General features: G+C 44.4%; 14 protein-coding genes. 5 read left to right on the top strand and 9 right to left on the bottom strand.

Annotated features, from left to right (window positions below):
* Positions 1 to 39 precede the first annotated feature (39 nt).
* Together LXL81_RS04700 and LXL81_RS04695 are read right to left on the bottom strand one after the other, a co-directional pair.
* Entirely contained in the window at positions 40 to 1,911 is a 1,872-nt protein-coding gene (locus LXL81_RS04700) for a cbb3-type cytochrome c oxidase subunit I (protein ID WP_234645550.1), read from the bottom strand.
* A gap of 193 nt (positions 1,912 to 2,104) precedes the next feature.
* The gene (locus tag LXL81_RS04695) at positions 2,105 to 2,332 is read right to left on the bottom strand and encodes a hypothetical protein (protein ID WP_234645549.1); all 228 of its coding nucleotides are present in this window, start codon (positions 2,330 to 2,332) and stop codon (positions 2,105 to 2,107) included.
* An 882-nt stretch (positions 2,333 to 3,214) separates the two neighbouring features.
* Between LXL81_RS04695 and LXL81_RS04690 the strand changes: the two genes are divergently transcribed.
* Positions 3,215 to 4,213 carry a TIGR03885 family FMN-dependent LLM class oxidoreductase gene (locus LXL81_RS04690; RefSeq protein WP_234645548.1) on the top strand — a complete coding sequence of 333 codons (999 nt, stop codon included), beginning with the start codon at positions 3,215 to 3,217 and terminating at the stop codon, positions 4,211 to 4,213.
* A 77-nt stretch (positions 4,214 to 4,290) separates the two neighbouring features.
* On the top strand, positions 4,291 to 4,677 hold the full coding sequence (locus LXL81_RS04685) for a hypothetical protein (RefSeq protein WP_234645547.1): 387 nt from the start codon (positions 4,291 to 4,293) through the stop codon (positions 4,675 to 4,677).
* A gap of 50 nt (positions 4,678 to 4,727) precedes the next feature.
* Here LXL81_RS04685 and LXL81_RS04680 read toward each other — a convergent pair whose 3' ends face one another.
* From LXL81_RS04680 to LXL81_RS04665, 4 genes are read right to left on the bottom strand one after another with little or no spacing between them, the layout of a single operon-like run.
* Positions 4,728 to 5,801, bottom strand: a complete 1,074-nt coding sequence (locus LXL81_RS04680; protein WP_234645546.1) for a glycosyltransferase family 9 protein — start codon at positions 5,799 to 5,801, stop codon at positions 4,728 to 4,730.
* A complete protein-coding gene (locus tag LXL81_RS04675; RefSeq protein WP_234645545.1) occupies positions 5,788 to 6,372 on the bottom strand; it encodes an HAD-IIIA family hydrolase in 585 nt (194 codons plus the stop codon). The genes LXL81_RS04680 and LXL81_RS04675 overlap by 14 nt, the downstream gene beginning before the upstream one ends.
* Complete coding sequence (locus tag LXL81_RS04670; RefSeq protein WP_234645544.1) at positions 6,359 to 7,684, bottom strand: glycosyltransferase family 1 protein; 1,326 nt, start codon at positions 7,682 to 7,684, stop codon at positions 6,359 to 6,361. The genes LXL81_RS04675 and LXL81_RS04670 overlap by 14 nt, the downstream gene beginning before the upstream one ends.
* Entirely contained in the window at positions 7,656 to 8,663 is a 1,008-nt protein-coding gene (locus LXL81_RS04665) for a glycosyltransferase family 4 protein (RefSeq protein ID WP_234645543.1), read from the bottom strand. The genes LXL81_RS04670 and LXL81_RS04665 overlap by 29 nt, the downstream gene beginning before the upstream one ends.
* A gap of 366 nt (positions 8,664 to 9,029) precedes the next feature.
* On the opposite strand from LXL81_RS04665, the gene LXL81_RS04660 reads away from it, so the two are divergent.
* From LXL81_RS04660 to LXL81_RS04650, 3 genes are read left to right on the top strand one after another with little or no spacing between them, the layout of a single operon-like run.
* Positions 9,030 to 10,745, top strand: coding sequence for a carbamoyltransferase C-terminal domain-containing protein (locus tag LXL81_RS04660; RefSeq protein WP_234645542.1), 1,716 nt, complete (start codon positions 9,030 to 9,032; stop codon positions 10,743 to 10,745).
* The gene (locus LXL81_RS04655; RefSeq protein ID WP_234645541.1) at positions 10,742 to 11,734 is read left to right on the top strand and encodes a glycosyltransferase family 2 protein; all 993 of its coding nucleotides are present in this window, start codon (positions 10,742 to 10,744) and stop codon (positions 11,732 to 11,734) included. The genes LXL81_RS04660 and LXL81_RS04655 overlap by 4 nt, the downstream gene beginning before the upstream one ends.
* The gene (locus LXL81_RS04650; protein ID WP_234645540.1) at positions 11,731 to 12,717 is read left to right on the top strand and encodes a glycosyltransferase family 9 protein; all 987 of its coding nucleotides are present in this window, start codon (positions 11,731 to 11,733) and stop codon (positions 12,715 to 12,717) included. The genes LXL81_RS04655 and LXL81_RS04650 overlap by 4 nt, the downstream gene beginning before the upstream one ends.
* 28 nt (positions 12,718 to 12,745) lie before the next feature.
* Here LXL81_RS04650 and LXL81_RS04645 read toward each other — a convergent pair whose 3' ends face one another.
* Genes LXL81_RS04645 through LXL81_RS04635 form a run of 3 tightly spaced genes read right to left on the bottom strand, consistent with a single transcriptional unit; the run spans position 12,746 to position 15,350 of the window.
* The gene (locus LXL81_RS04645; RefSeq protein WP_234645539.1) at positions 12,746 to 12,994 is read right to left on the bottom strand and encodes a hypothetical protein; all 249 of its coding nucleotides are present in this window, start codon (positions 12,992 to 12,994) and stop codon (positions 12,746 to 12,748) included.
* 11 nt (positions 12,995 to 13,005) lie between these two features.
* Positions 13,006 to 14,169 carry an amine oxidase gene (locus tag LXL81_RS04640; protein WP_234645538.1) on the bottom strand — a complete coding sequence of 388 codons (1,164 nt, stop codon included), beginning with the start codon at positions 14,167 to 14,169 and terminating at the stop codon, positions 13,006 to 13,008.
* Positions 14,166 to 15,350: a glycosyltransferase family 1 protein gene (locus LXL81_RS04635; protein ID WP_234645537.1), complete on the bottom strand. Its 1,185-nt coding sequence runs from the start codon at positions 15,348 to 15,350 to the stop codon at positions 14,166 to 14,168. The genes LXL81_RS04640 and LXL81_RS04635 overlap by 4 nt, the downstream gene beginning before the upstream one ends.
* Positions 15,351 to 15,463 lie beyond the last annotated feature (113 nt).

Genomic DNA, 15,463 nt, shown 5'->3' with positions numbered 1-15,463 from the left:
TTCAGTTTCTGTTCCGGGGGATATATTAGTAGTTTAGTGTCAATGTTCGTTTTTAAAAGGATCATTAAAATACTGCTGATTAATGGCTGATTCATTTTCTATCTGCTCATTTTCGTGTGGAAAATTCGATTCAGGCGTTTTTGACAAGGGTACGTTTTGAGGTATATAATCATGCACCGCTCCGGGTTTGCTATAATCATATGGCCAGCGGTAAACAGCAGGCAAATCACCGGGCCAGTTTCCATGTCCATATCCAACCGGTGATGTCCACTCCAGCGTATTGGAATGCCATGGATTTACAGGTGCCTTCTTTCCGTTTAAAATGCTGTTGATAAAATTGTACAGAAATATGAACTGGGCAACAAATGTCAAAAGAGCTGCATACAGGATAAACTCGTTCATATCCATAAATTTGTTTGTAAAATTATTGCTGGTAAAAGCATAATAGCGCCTAGGAAAACCTGCAATTCCTATGTAGTGCAAGGGAATAAAAACCAGATAGACACCAGTAAAAGTCATCCAGAAATGGATTTGTCCCAGTTTATAATTCATCATTTTGCCAAACATTTTCGGAAACCAGTGATAAACGCCGGCCAATAACCCAAAGGCGGAAGCAGCACCCATAACCAGGTGAAAGTGTGCCACAACAAAGTAGGTATCATGCAGCTGTATATCCAGTGCGCTGTTTCCTAAAATAATTCCTGTAAGACCACCCGAAACAAAAAATGACACCAATCCAATTGCAAATAGCATGGCAGGTGTAAAAACGATATTTCCCCGCCATAAAGTGGTAATGTAGTTAAACGCCTTCACAGCAGACGGGACTGCAATGATCAGGGTCAAAAACATGAAAACCGATCCCAAAAATGGATTCATCCCGGAAACAAACATGTGATGTGCCCATACGATAAAGGATAAAAATGCAATTCCAAGCATGGAAGCAATCATCGCCCGGTAGCCAAAAATAGGCTTGCGGGCGTTGGTGGCAATGATCTCAGAGGTTATGCCCAAACCGGGAAGAATTACGATGTATACCTCCGGATGCCCAAGAAACCAGAATAAATGCTGGAAAAGTATAGGGCTTCCACCCACGTTAGGCAGTGCTTCCCCGTTGATATAAATGTCGGAAAGATAAAAACTGGTACCAAAATGTCTGTCGAATATAAGCAGCAATACGGCTGAAAATAATACAGGAAAAGAAATAAGACCTAAAATTGCTGTTATTAGAAAAGACCAGACCGTCAGCGGAAGCCTGCTGAATGACATACCTCTTGTTCTCAGGTTGATGACCGTGGTAATGTAATTGATCCCACCCAAAAGCTGTGATATAATAAAAAATGCCATACTGGCCAGCCATAAAGTCATTCCTGAACCCGATCCCGGGTGCGCCTGTGGCAAGGCGCTCAGCGGTGGATACACTACCCAGCCCCCACCGGCTGGCCCTGTTGAAATGAAAAGGGAAGAAAACATGATCAAACTGGAAATGAAAAAGAACCAGTAAGAAAGCATGTTCATAAATCCGGAGGCCATATCACGCGCACCAATTTGTAAGGGAATTAAAAAATTACTGAACGTTCCGCTCAATCCGGCAGTAAGAACGAAAAACACCATAATAGTACCGTGCATGGTGACCAGTTCCAGATAAAAATTAGGATCAAGTTTCCCTGTTTCAGAAATCCATTTACCTAATATTGGTTTCAACATGGTAAAATTCGCGTCCTGCATTCCCAGCTGCATTCTGAAAACGATCGACATAAAAAGACCGATAATTGCCCAGAATATCCCGGTTATCAGATACTGTTTGGCGATCGTTTTATGGTCCTGAGAAAAAATATATTTCGACCAGAAACTTTGTGCATGATCATGCGCATCGTTATGTCCGATGACTAATTGTTCTGTTGCAATTGACATGATGAATGTAGATTAGTTTCAGTTATTTAGCTTAAGTGGAATAAGGTGCACACCTTGCCCGGATCGAAAATCCAGATCGTTAATATCAAAACGTACATAAGTATACGCATAGCAATTAATTCCAATCCAGACAAAGCTGATTGAACTGCTGCTGGCCATAGGCCAAATCCGCCGGGTAAAAAATTATAAACGCTTAATGCTTCTCGTCCGATGTTGTAGGCTTGGTAGCCTCTCCGGGAATTGACTTCTTTTTTTCATCACTCATGGGCAGGTCTTTGCGCGTTTCAACGGGTGAAGTATCTTTTCCTATCACCGTAGAGTCAATGATTGGTTTATTTTGCTCGCTGTCTTTGTTATCGTCCTTTCTACCGCAACTACTTAGCAATGCAATTGAAATACTTAAAATCAGGATACGTTTCATTTTTGCAAGTTTAGTTAATTAATAAAATGTGTTTGATTTATGCTACAGATTCATACCGAAAATGTTTTGGCTTTTGTTTTATCCTAACATTAATCTCGTGTTCCAATGCTTTGTTCAGGTCTTTGAGTCTGGCCAGGTGGTTTTCACATAACCATCTCATTTCAGTCTGTTCCGGCAAAAATCCGAAAGCAACCCGATACATTTTGATAAGACGACTTTGGTCCTGCATTAACAAGCTGATGATTTCTACTTCATCGGACTTACTTAAATCAGACCGGTCATTGCTCCTGGTTATATTGCCAAGATCACCATCAGAAAGTGCACTTCACAGAAAAAGTGCACTTCACAGATTCGTAGATTACTTTGATGTCTTTCTTGAATAACAATGCACTGATGTGTCCGTTGCTGCAGAGTTTTCTTGTATGGCATGAGATATCCATGCACATGAATGTTTTGTACATTGACTCTTGCCTGTGATGTATCCGCCAAATTGCCGCTGTCAGTTTGACGAGCTCTACCCTATCGTCCATAACGCACCTTTTTTTTCCGGGCCGCTTATAAAAAACCGTTCCAACAGTTACTTATTTTCAATATATATTCTTTCCGTGTTTAGAAGGATAAGGCTGGCACACAAAGTGCTCATACAACCGCGCAATGATCAATTGAAATGATTCGGGCGGGCTTGCTCAATCCTTTCATATTGCTGTGCAATTTCTTCCAAAGGCAACATTTCCTCATTTTAGAGCCACTTTCTTATAATCGTCGAAAGTTTGATGATCCTGCCAGGCCCACGCTTACTTTGGCATAAGATTTATAAGGTCCCGGCGATTTTAACAACAGTCTGCAGTCGCCGATATAATTCAATGTTCAAAGTTCAAACAAATGGAGAAGATACAAATTGGTTATCATGCATCTCATGAGCAGTTTAAACCAAGTGCGCTTTTGGAATTGGTACAGCAAGCTGAACAGGCAGGATTTACCCAGGTGCTCAGTTCGGATCACTTTTTTCCGTGGAGTGAATCGCAGGGAGAAAGCGGATTTGCATGGAGCTGGTTGGGGGCTGCCATGCATGCTACGAAAATGGGTTATGGTATTGTCAATGCACCTGGCCAGCGTTACCATCCTGCCATTATTGCCCAGGCTGTTGCGACACTCTGCGAAATGAACCCCGGCAGATTTTGGATCGCTACCGGAAGCGGCCAGTTTTTAAACGAACATATCGATGGTCAAAAATGGCCTTTAAAACAAGTTCGCAATGAAAGACTGAAAGAATCCGTGGATATTATGCGGGCTCTGTGGAGGGGCGAGACTGTCTCCCATAACGGGCATGTGCAGGTCAGTGAGGCCAGGCTTTACACGCGCCCGGAATATATTCCATCCATAATCGGTGCGGCACTTACCGAAGAAACTGCCAAATGGGTGGGAAGCTGGGCAGATGGCATGATCACTACTTCGCGCCAGCCGGCAGAACTCCGCAAAATAATTGATGCTTTCCGGCTGGGTGGCGGAGAGGGCAAACCGGTGTATTTGAAAATACAGTTGTCATATGACACCACTTTTGCAAGTGCGCTTTCCGGAGCTCATGACCAATGGAGAAACAACGTATTTTCTTCTGCGCTGCTTTCAGACATCCGTTCTGCACAAGGATTTGATGCAGCAGGCCAAATGGTAAAACCGGCAGACATGCTTACCTCGGTCCGCATTTCAGACAGTACCGACCAGCATCTGGAGTGGCTGATGGCTGATATCAACGCCGGTGTTTCGAATCTGTATCTTCATAATGTTAATACCCGGCAATCACAATTTATAGATGTTTTTGGCCAAAAGGTTATTCCTTATTTGATAAATGCCGGAAATATGGCAGCGCAAAACTCCTGGTAAACTGGCATTTTTATTGGCACGACTTTTACTAACCGGCCGGATCAATTTTGTTTTATCTGAACTTAAACTTTATTTTTATGAGATTTCTTAGCACAAAAATTCACGCCGTTATTGATTATATATCAGCCCTGTCGTTGCTGGCATTGCCATGGATTGCCGGATTTAATGACGTTGCTACTGCGACATGGACTGTCATTGCTGTTGGATTCATGATTTTGACCATGTCTCTTTTTACCAATTATGAAGGTGGAATTATGGCCGCAGTGCCCATGCGCATACACCTGGTCATTGACGTTGTTACCGGAATTACGGTTGCCTGCTCTCCATGGTTCTTTGGTTTTTCAGATCAGGTTTATTTACCCTTTGTTGCCTTTGGACTATTTGAGACTGTGGCAGCATTGGCCACTTCACCGCACTCGAAAGCAGCGCTACCGGAAAATCTGGAAGAACAAAAAGTGGTATAAATCCCGGTCATAATCACTGACTGAAACTTTAAAAGTGCTGGATGCTGACACTACTCAACCAAAAGTTTTTTCAGCGCATGCATAATGGAGCTGGGCTGGGGAAAGGGAATTTGCTCAGCATAACATTTTGAAGTAACATGGCTAATAACAACATTACGGCTCTGCAAATGCCCCGGCACTGAAAAAGGAATTATCTCATGCTTGTTTTTCCAGGGAAAATGCTGGGGATTTGTTTGAGCATACAGCACAACAGTAGGCGTTTGCCTGGCTGCTGCAATGTGCACAGTACCGGTATTTACTGAAATAAGTCCGTAAGCCCTGTCAATAAGATAAATAAATTCTCCAATCGAAAAGGTACCTGCAACACATGTTGCGTCAGATCCAATCCCCTCCGTAATCATTTCAGCCAAAGCAAGTTCAGATTTCGAACCTGTCACCAGCACCGGCATATTAAATTCCGCACCAATACATTTACCAACGGCTATCCAGTGTTCGACCGGATATTGCCTTTTTGTTTCCGAAACACCCGGATGCAAAACAAAGTACGGTGCATCAGGAGCGTCAGGCAGTAAATCAAATAACTTTTGAAAAAACAAATGCTTTTCAGAAGGTCGCATTTCCAATAGTAAATGATCATTTTCAGTGACAGCGCCCAGATGGCCGGCCAGATTAAGATCCCTTTGAACCTGGTGTAAAATATGCTCATAGGGCTCAGTGTCAGGCAGCCAGTGTGTGAGAAGATTGTATGGATTTTCACGCGCGTAGGCAATTCTGACCGGCACTCCGGCAAGGTATAACATCAGGGCGGCCGGCAGCGCGCTTTGGCTGTAAACAGTAAAAATCAAAGCCGCATCAAAATCTTTGTTTTTAATCTGTTCGATTAGATTATTTAAATTACCATCATCTGATCCGGCCGCGTTTATCCAGGGAAGGTCTGCCACCATTACATCATCGATACATTCCAGATAGGGCGTAATGATGGCCCCTGCACAGGAGGTCAGTAAAGTAATATGACAACCGAAACTATCTTTCAGTGCCCTGATTGCAGGAGATGACATGATCACATCGCCCATGTTATCCGCTCTCACACAAAGCACCTTTTTATATGCATTACTGTTTTCCATCTTTGATCACTGTTCTGGATGTGATATATGCCGCATCAGGGAAATTTCGGGTAATATAATCCGGCTCCCGGTAAAGTCCGGATACCCATTCGGTCTCGTTACCATTATCAATTAATATGGTCTGGCAACCAGCCCTGTTACCAGCTTCAACATCGTTTAAAATATCGCCAATCATCCAGGAGCTTTTTAGGTCGATTGCTAAATCCTGAGCGGCCTGCATAATCATTCCCGGCCTGGGCTTACGGCACCTGCACGCGCTGTGGCTTTTTTCTGGCAGATGCGGGCAGTAATAAAAACCGGACAACAAGACATTATTCTCTACAAACTTTTCTTCAAAATAATGGATGAGATTACTGAGCTCACATTCCGAAAAATAGCCCAGTGAAATTCCAGGTTGGTTGGAAATTATAATCAGTTTATAACCACAGTCCTGTAAGCTGCGAAGTCCATCAAAAACGCCCTGCTCAAAAACTACTAACGCCGGATCAATATTATATGGGACATCCTTTATCAGGGTGCCATCTTTATCAAGAAACACAGCCTTTTGAAAAGCAGTATCAGCGTAAGACATAGGCTGCTGCATTAATGCTTTGACGGCTTGTCAACTTGCGGTTGGAACGTTTCAATTTGAGCAGATAACGCGGCATGGTGTGCGGTCTTTGTGCGACCTGTGCATATAACCTGCTCATATCATCTGCCACAGATTCCCAGGTAAAGTATTCATTGACGCGCTTAAGTGCATTTTTGCATAATAAACGATATTGATCCGGACAAGAAATCCCTTCCCGGACTGCATCCGCCAGAGCCCGCGGATCATCAGGTGGAACCAGAAAACCTGTTTGCTTATGCGCTACGGTGTATTTAATTCCACCTACATTGGCCCCGATCACAGGTGTACCGCAGGCCATCGCTTCCAGCGGGGTGATACCGAAAGGTTCATACCAGGGCGTTGTGATAAAAAAGTCTGCGGCCTGGTAATAAAATTTGAGCTGATCGCGGTCCCTTCGGCCAGCAAATTCGACCCTATCATCAACACCTTCATTTTTAGCGATCGCAAGCAATCTTTTAAATTCACTGTCATTTTCAAAATCAGGAGTTTCACAGGATCCTCCTACCACCAGCAGCCTGACATTAGGAATATCTTTCAGGTATTTCAAACACCGGATCACATTGTCAATTCCTTTTCTGGGCACTATCCTTCCCAGCTGTAATAATACCAGATCACTTTGCGGCAATCCAAGTTTGCTGCGTGCCTTCGACTTGGTTTGCGGATAAAATTCGTCCGCGCTGAAACCGCAGGGTATTATTTTTATTTTGGATAAATCAGCTTGATAATGATCCACAAGATCCTGCTGATCCTGCGGGCATTCTGCAATAATATAATCCGCATCATCAACGATCATCTGCTCGATTTCAAGCCGGGCAACCGGAAACGCGTCCTTTTCTTTTTGATGGATCATCCTTATTTTGCCCAGTGCATGAAAGGTTATCACATATGGTATGCCAAGTTGCTCCTTGATACGGGAGGCTACCAGTCCTGACATGAAAAAATTGGCATGAATCAGATCGTACTGAATACCTGACTCGGTGATAAAATCCAGCATGCATCCGGTAAACTCGTCCATATAGCCAAGTAAGAGCTCTTTTGGAACCTGCGCCGCCGGGCCCGCTTTGACATAAATGACCCGGATACCCGGCATCCAGTTTACAACCGATGGCTGGTTGGGACGATCTAACCGGGTGAAAATATCAATCTGATAACCTTTTCTTAACAGCACTTTGCAGATTTCAGCAACATATACATTTTGTCCGCCCGCATCAATTCCGCCCAATACTGCTAAGGGCGATGCGTGCTCACTGATGAATGCTATTTTGTTTTTCATGGTTGTGGGAGTTGGCTTGAATCGTTTGTTGAATAATGTCTTTCCATTCGGTGCAGAACCTTCCGATATCGAATTTGTGAAGCGCAATCTCTTTGGCATTGTCGCCCATCGTGCGGGCAAGAGCCGGGTTGTCAATCAATAGCTTCATATTGCCGATAAGCCTGGAAATATTGGTATCAATAAATCCCGATTCACCGTCCTTGATCACCGTTACATATTCTGTTGTTGCCAGTGCAACCACAGGCATGCCCGTCAGCATCGCTTCGCAAACTGCAAGTCCGAAACTTGTATATCTTATAGGATTGAAGAAAAAGCGGTAATGACTGATGAACTCTGGCAGCTGCGGGTTAAGAACCTCGCCCAGCCCACCGGATTCCAGTGTGCCCATCCCGACTAAATCCAGCGGAACGTGTTTTCTTACTTCATCAAAAATGTCCCAGCCGGTGATCCTTCCACGCTGCTCAATGTGATTAATCACAACAATACCCCGGGGAATATCACCTTTATAGCTTACCGGCGGAATACAAACTCCGTGTTCGATCACATGAACGTTCCGGGCCGGGCCGTTATCCCACATCAGTTTGTTAAAATGCGTAACATGCACCATGGTAACTGACGGATCTCTCATCACATGGACAGTATTGGTCGGATGCCTTTCGGGTGTATTGTGCTCGACATAAATCCGGGGAAACTGCATTTGCCATTCTGCAAGCAGCTCATGCTGATCGATCAGATAGTTACGTTCCGATTGGAAAAGGATGCAGTCAAAATCTAAATTCCTGACTTCCGACGCCGGAATCTCAATCACATTCGGACCGAATGGAAACGTCTCTCCCCGGCCGAAATAACCTTCTGTTTTTTCTTTTTTTACCGGAATGTAAATATCATAATCACCCTGTGAAAGATAGTACAGATAACTCCCATGCACGTGCCAGGTAAGTATTTTAAGTCTTGATTTTTCACCAGAAATCTCATTCATAATTTTCCAAATTTTCGCTGAACCGACGCGCCCTTGTAAAAAAATATGCCAATGCCGCAGAGACGCTTCCCTGATTACGAGAACTTTACGAATTGACAGGTAAATATTTGTGAAACGCTTGCGGTTCAACGTTTAGAGGATTTTTTTTACAGAAACCGGGTGTCGGGAGTAATATCCACAGTTCCCAGGCACAGGCAATACAGCGCTCAGATCCGACAATAAAATCAACCCTGAAAATTTATGTCCCTCTAGTAGATAAAGCACGAATTGTTTTTATCATCATCCCGGATAATTCCCCATTTTGGCCATAGGCGTCTGGCATGATACTTATGCAGTGGACGCCTGCAATTCAAAAATATATCGCCTATGTACATCCTGGGAATTAATGCAGCGTTTCACGATACTGCTGCTGCACTGGTCAAAGACGGAAAGATTATTGCCGCCGCCGAAGAGGAAAGATTCACCCATATCAAACATGGAAAACGCCCGGTCCCGTTCTCGACCTGGGAACTGCCTTTCCATGCCATTGATTTCTGTTTGAAAACTGCGGGTATTACATTGAAAGATGTAGACAGGATTGCTTATTCATTTGACCCTGATGGGGTGAATGATTCTGCCATATTTGAAGAAACACTGTTTGAAGATAACGAAATAACCCTTGTTGCCGGCAACCGAAACAACTGGGATATTCTTTTTCTGGATTATATAAGAAAAGCACCCGACCAGTTGCGGGACGGTTATCCGCATCATCTGCAAAAACGTTTTTCAGATGCTGGTGACCTGAGCCGGAAGTGGGATTTTGTTAATCACCACATCGCGCATGCTGCCAGCGCTTTTTTCTCTTCGCCTTTTACAGAAGCTGCTGTTTTAACGCTCGACGGCCGCGGCGAGATGGCTACCACGGGTTATTTTACCGGAGACTTCAATTCGCTCAGGCAAATCGCCTCGGTTGATATGCCACATTCACTGGGCATATTGTATGAAAAAATCACAACCTATCTCGGGTTTTTACATTCCTCAGACGAATATAAAGTGATGGCTCTGGCATCGTATGGCAAGCCTGTGTTTCTGGAAGATTTCCGCTCTATAATCCACGTAGGTAACAACGGACAATACACGATCGATGATTTTGACCCAGTAGAATTCTGGGGTCCGGGGCGGAAACGAGATGATCCATTTGGGGAACTTCATTTTAACATTGCACAATCGCTTCAAAAAGCGTTGGAAGAAACGGTATTGAAATTAGTCGACTGGCTACATAGACAAACGCATGCTGAAAACCTTTGCCTGGCCGGTGGAATAGCGCTGAATTGCGTGCTGAACGCTGTCATAAGGGACAGAGGCCCTTTCAAAAATGTCTGGATACAACCAGCAGCCGGTGATGCCGGAACTGCGCTCGGGGCTGCACAATGGATTGACGTGCAATTAAATGCATCCAATGAAAACATCCGGTATACTGCGCCGATGGAACACGTTTACTGGGGGCCGGAATATTCAGACGAAGAAATAGAAAAATTTATGATCTGGGCCAAGATGCCTTACAAACGGCTTTCGGATGTTGCAAAAGAAACGGCTGAGATACTTGCGCAGGATAAAATAATTGCCTGGTATCAGGGTAGAATGGAATTTGGCCCACGCTCGCTGGGTGCAAGATCAATCCTTGCTTCCCCGATCAATCCGCAAATGCAGGCCAGACTCAATGATATCAAAGACCGCGAAGATTTTCGTCCCGTTGCCCCTGTGATATTGGAACAGGATGCTTCTGAGTGGTTTGAGCGCGCCTGCGTTTCACCATTTATGCTTTTCGTATTTCCGGTTAAAGATGAAAAAGCAGATCTGATCCCGGCCGTGCGGCACACAGACGGAACTGCCCGTGTACAGACAATCAATAAGGATCAGCACCCTTTGTATTACGATTTGATCAGCGAATTTAAAGCGTTGACAGGAGTGCCGGTACTGGTTAACACATCCTTTAACACCCGTGGAGAACCCATTGTCTGCTCACCGCGTGATGCAATTGAATGTTTCTGGACTTCGCCTTTTGACGCATTGATTATCAACTCGTTCATTCTTCAAAAATGAATAATCCTGTACACATCAGCGTTGTTATTCCAACCTTCCGGCGTGTGACGCTGTTGATGCGTGTGCTTGATGCTATGCACTCCCAAACTTACCCACACCAGAATTTTGAGGTGATTGTGGTTTCTGACGGGCCGGATCCGGCAACCGAAAAGATGATCAGTGAAATGATACCAGATTTCAGCACAACGCTGCGTTTGCATTATTACAGTTTACCAGCGAAGAGCGGTCCTGCTGCGGCGCGTAATGCAGGCTGGCTTAGAAGTAAAGGAGAACTTATCGTTTTCACTGATGATGATTGTATTCCTGCATCAAACTGGCTTGCAGCATACCAACAGGCTTATGGTCGTCATACGCAGGGAAAACCTGTGTCATTTACCGGAAAGGTAAATGTTCCGGTCAAACAGCTTCCCACAGATTATGAAAAGAATATTTCCCACTTATCAACCGCTGAATTTATAACAGCAAATTGTGCATGCACCCGTTCAGCGCTTTGTCTTGTCGGAGGTTTTGATGAAGCATTTGCTGCCGCATGGCGGGAGGATTCTGATCTTCATTTCAAATTACTGCGAGCCGGGATTGCTATCAATCATGTTTCTGACGCTTTAGTATTTCACCCGGTCAGAAAAGCCTCCTGGGGTGTCAGTATTTATGAGCAGCGGAAAAGTATGTTCAATGCCCTGCTTTTTAAAAAGCATCCGGACCTTTACAGAAAAAGAATTGCAGACACGCCCGTATGGCGTTACTACCTGATTATTCTTTTAACATTTGTCTCAGTCTTCTCACTGTTCCTGGGGGACAAGATAGCTTTTGTAATCGCATTTTTCAGTTGGCTCTCAGCAGTGGGATCTTTTGTAATCCGACGGCTGGATGGTACTGACAAGTCATTAAAGCACCGTTTAGAAATGGTTGTAACTTCTTTGGCCATACCGTATCTCTCTGTATATTGGACACTGCGCGGCGCGTGGAAATATAAAGTTTTTTTCTTATGAAATTTCTACCTGAAACTACTAAAAGAATAGCCATATTCCGCGCATTGCAGCTGGGGGATATGCTATGTGCTGTGCCCGCATTCCGCGCTTTGCGTGCAGCCTACCCCGACTCAGAAATCACCTTGCTTGGCCTTCCTTGGGCGGAATCATTTTGCACGCGTTTCTCAGAATATCTGGATCATTTTGTACATTTTCCCGGTTTCCCCGGTTTACCTGAACAGCGCTTTGATAAACAACACTGGCAGGAATTTGTCTGTCAGATGCGTGCAGAACCTTTCGATCTTATATTGCAAATGCAGGGTAATGGCAGCGTTGTCAATACCATGCTTGCCGATTTGCAGGCGGGGCCGGTAGCAGGTTTTCATTCAAAAGGAAGCTACTCGGATAAGAATCTGTTCATTGAATATCCGGTAGGTACGTCCGAGATCAGCAGACATCTTGAACTGATCGAGCACCTTGGCATTAACGTACAGGGCTACGAGCTGGAATTTCCGGTCCTGCAAATTGAAAACACAACATTACACAGAAAACATCCATTCCTTGAAGGACGCAGTTACATATGTATACATCCGGGTTCGCGCGGCAGCTGGCGACAATGGCCTGCGTCTCATTTTGCGCTTTTAGCAGATTACTGCGCAGGCTTGGGTTATTTAGTGCTTATTACCGGCACGGAGGAAGAAGCATTTATAACCGGGCAAGTGGTTGAACTGATGGATTATCCGGCCATGGATCTGACCGGAAAAACCAGTCTGGGTGAAATCGGAGCATTAATTGAAGGTGCTAAATTACTGATCAGCAACTGCACAGGCGTTTCGCATATTGCTGCTGCCCTCCAAACGCCTAGTATTGTCATCAGTATGGATGGTGAGCCCGAACGCTGGGGGCCTTTAAACAAAGATCTGCATACTATGATTGACTGGACAAAGCGTCCTGATTTTGAATTTGCGGAGCTGGCGACAAGAGATATGCTCTTGAAAGCATAGGAACCAGTAGGTTAGTTCGCCATAAAATTCAGATCTTACCTTTATTATCCCAATGGTCTTTCAGGACTTTTCCGGTCGTATCCCTGATCAGTACCCTCGCAAAACGATCTCCTTTAATCAGCCCGTCTTCTTTTCTTGTCCCTATAAAAAGCATGACAGGATTTCCTTCCTCATCTGTTTTAAAACTGATGTCGTAGCGCTCAAATTCCTTGTGTATCATCTGGTCAGGCCCGTATTTTTTACCGAGCACTTTAAGCAGTTTCTCTCCTACTTTCATAATAATCAGATTCAAACGGTTGTTTCAGTAATCTCTAAATATCTGGAAATCAATTTTTGCCCGGCCAGCAAAGCTTTCGCAGAAGGCTCATGCAACACTCTTCCATGGCCAGTTAAAAGATCAGTATCCCATATTCCCGAATTGTGCCAAACTGCGGGATGATCCCAGTCAGGCCGGTCAATGATCGGATAGATACAAATACCCAGCATTGGTAAACCGCGTGCAATGACCTTGGCACATTCAGATGCGATCATTTGAATCCATAAGGGTCTGTCTTCTTTTGAATGGCTTGTTTCCGACAAGATAAATGGCTTTTTATACCGCCGATAAGCAGTTTCGAGCAAATCGGACAAATTCATGTATCTGGGGTCAGGCACCGGATCATTCCAACCTAAAAATTCAAATCCGCCAACGATCCACTGGTTATTATAATAGTAATTAAAACCAATAATATCAACCAGATCCACGCTTCCACCGAGTTCCGGACAAATCCTCCCGCAAAGCATATCAACGGCCTGAAACTGCTGTTCATTTTCAAGGACTGCCCTGGCCAGTGCCCCTGCATCCGGATTCAGACCTGGCACCATGTTGACAAGCGGCTCTGTGGTAACCACCCTGATATCCTCACTAATTTTTTTCATTGCTTTCACGCCTGCGATATACGCGCCCATCAAAGCATATTTTAACTCCCAGCCATTTTTGGTGCAGTAAGGCACAGTCAGTCCGGCCTCACCACCAAGCCAGGAAATAAAACTCACTTCATTGATAGGCGTGACATGCAGTATCTCACCTGGATAATTCTCTGTATAAAAACTTGCAAATGCTTTGCAAAGAGCCACAAACCGGGACTTGAAATGTGGATATAAAGGGCTCAGATCGTCGGGATATCCGAAATGACAAATATCCCAGATCTGCTGCACACCATATTGCTTTCCCGCACGTATCATTTCATGTACGTATTCAAAATTATATTGATATGGTTCGTATTCCACCACACTCCATCTGATCCCTTCCCTCACGGTCCGGATTCCAAGAGAACACACCCGGGCATAATCCTCGCGGATCAGTTTCAGGTGCCCGGTCAATTCAAGCAGATCTACCCTGTCTCCATGAGCGTTCATCTGATCGGTGCATTCAAACCCGGCCATCCAGAATGACTTGAATTCATTGATCATATGCCAAGGGTTTGGTTGTACTTGGTAACCCGCAATTTTGGTTTGCTGATAAAAACCACCGGTTTTGCCGCCTGCCGGGCAGCAAGTATCAGCTTTAACATCGAAGCAAAAGTATTCTCCCATGATTTATCAGAAAGAAATTCATCTACTTCTTCCAGCCACCGCTGGTCGGCGGACTTTATAAGCTCACTTTCAATGGCTGTGATAAAAGTTTCAGCATCCTTGCCGATACTGACCAATCCCAATTTAGCATATGGAAAAACTACATCGCGAATGGCCGATGAGACGACCGGCTTGCCTGCGGCCAAATATTCAGGCGTTTTTGTAGGACTGATAAAGCGGGTGGAATCATTTAAAAGGAAAGGGATCAGTGCCAGATCCCAACCCGATAGATAAGCAGGTAACTGCTGGTATGTTTTAGATCCCAAATAGTGAATATTATCAGCATAAGGGAGTGTTGCCGGATCAATTTTGACAACCGGGCCAATCACAATAATTTGCCAGTCGGGCCTTTTAGCTGAAATTTCCCTGATCAGTTCCTTATCAAAGCGCTCATCGATGACGCCATAAAATCCCAGTTTTAAACCAGAAATGGAAGCCTGATCAGCTGGCTGTGGTAAGACAGTCCGGGCCGCTTTGAAATGCGCTTTATCAATACTGCTTGGAAATGCATGTATATTTTGATGGCTGCTTTTTTTAGCTTCGTAAAGACTGGCGCCGCCTGTGAAGACAACATCGGCTTTTTTTAAAAGCTGCTGCTCAATGTATTTAATACGTGGCGGCGCAAACTGGAACGCAGAAAGCTCGTCCATGCAATCATACACAACTATTTCAGGATTAAGCGAGCCAGAAAACTCCAAAGCCATAGGCGTGTAATACCAAAATATAAACTGATTACAATCCCTGCTTTCAAAAAACGATTCAAGCAGCCTGCTCATCGCAGTTACTGTTTCCTGCTGGCCAAGGTCAGCAGGCAAATGAGGGACGCAAACCCATAATCCTGCGGTCTTTTTTTCAATTTTCAGATAAGGATTGCCTACGCAGTCAAACTGGGGCTCTTCAAGAAAATATACATTCGCAATTTGGGCAAAGCGCGTCATCAGGTGCTGTGGACGCTGAAATACGAAGTCCCATCTTAGGTGGGAAAAACAAAGCAGATCTTTTTTTGAATTGTTGTTCATATGGATTGGGTATGAAATAAAAAAGACTCCCCCCAAATAAGAATTGTGCCAGGACTGCTGTCAATTCAATAGCCGCTCTAACGTATATCATAAAATTGCAGTCCGATCCGGCA

The sequence above is a fragment of the Dyadobacter sp. CY356 genome, from assembly GCF_021440195.1.
Taxonomy (GTDB): Bacteria; Bacteroidota; Bacteroidia; order Cytophagales; family Spirosomataceae; genus Dyadobacter.
Note: the sequence above shows the minus strand (reverse complement) of the source record. Positions and strands in the feature narration are given on the sequence as shown.